Origin of the sequence: Ruegeria atlantica, from assembly GCF_001458195.1 — a bacterium.
Classification (GTDB): Bacteria; Pseudomonadota; Alphaproteobacteria; order Rhodobacterales; family Rhodobacteraceae; genus Ruegeria; species Ruegeria atlantica.
Map to the genome: position 1 here is coordinate 1 of NZ_CYPU01000062.1, position 1,394 is coordinate 1,394.

General features: G+C 58.4%; 2 protein-coding genes. Both read right to left on the bottom strand.

Features of this window, described 5'->3' with window-relative positions; translation table 11 throughout:
• The coding region (locus RUA4292_RS16450) for a DUF5681 domain-containing protein (protein WP_233493474.1) at positions 1-203 on the bottom strand (203 nt) is incomplete at its 3' end.
• The coding region (locus RUA4292_RS16455; protein WP_058278589.1) for a DNA modification methylase at positions 196-1,394 on the bottom strand (1,199 nt) is incomplete at its 5' end. The genes RUA4292_RS16455 and RUA4292_RS16450, both read right to left, overlap by 8 nt.

The window sequence follows — 1,394 nt, forward strand, 5'->3', positions numbered from 1 at the left end:
ATTGCTTCCAGCATAGTGACCTCGCGGCGTGATCCATTCTCGGTGATCGGGATTTTCCGAAAGAAGACTTCCTCAAGCATCGACCCAACATTTTTCGAGGCTTTCGGTCGTCCTTTCGGATTGCCGGATTGGCCTTTCTTGAATCGGGTCGCTTTGGGCGGTTTGCCGTAGCCAACCTCAAACTCTTTCGTATCGTCAGACATGATCCGCCTCCAGCTCTGAGGTGGCATTGGTTGCCGCAGAATGCGAATCGAACGTCTGGCCGGTCACCGCGTGCACGGCGTTCTCACCAGTCATCTCCTGCCAGCGGCGGATGGCGACATCGACATAGGCCGGGTCGAGCTCAATGAGACGCGCCCGGCGCCCGGTTTTCTCAGCTGCCAGCAAGGTCGCGCCGGACCCGCCAAAAGCGTCCAGTACGACATCGCCGCGATGGCTCACATCCATGATGGCATCTGCAACCAGAGCTGTCGGCTTCACCGTGGGATGGTCGGCAAGATCCGCTTCACGCCCTGCCCCAAAGCTGTTTACACCGGCATAGTCCCAGACGTTGGTCCGGTTGCGCCCGTGTTTTCCCAGCTCGACATTGTTGATATGCGGCGCACCAGGCTTCTTAAAGATGCAAACCAGCTCGTGCTTGGAGCGGTAAAGGCTGCCCATTCCGCCGTTGGTCTTGTTCCAGACGCAGAGATTGATAAGGTCCAATCCACCTGCCTTGCCCGCCGCAATCAACTCTTCAATGTGACGCCAGTCCATGCAGATCATCGCGATGCCACCGTCCGGCAAGCAGTCAAACAGCCGGTTGATCACGTCCGAGAGAAAGCTGCAGAACTCACTGTCCGACATTTCTCCCGACGCCATGGCAAATTCGCGATGAGCGCCATCGGTGCCACAGCGGACATGCCCATTGACCGGTACGTTGTAAGGCGGATCAGTGAAGATCATCTGTGGTGTCTCGCCTTCCAGCAAGGTGTCGTAGCTCTGGGCGTGCAAGGCATCTCCGCAGAAGATGCGGTGATCTCCGAGAAGCCAGAGGTCGCCCGGCTGCGTGATGACAGGTGCCGCAGGGTCCGGGGTGTCTACAGTTTCAGCTTCGGTCTCCGCAGCCTCGCTCGCCGCGTCGATGATGATGTCGATCTCCGGCGTTTCGAACCCGGTGATATCCAGATCAAAATCGAGCTCGCCATCAAGGCTGAGATCCATCAGCTCGGCAAACTCGATCTGCAGAGCAGCTTCGTTCCAGTCCGACAGTTCCGCCAGCTTGTTATCCGCGATCCGCAGGGCGCGCACTTCAGCGTCTGACAAGTGATCCGCGACAACCGTCGGCACGGACATCAACCCCAGGGCCTTAGCGGCTTCATAGCGGCCATGACCCGCAATGATTGTGCCCGAAC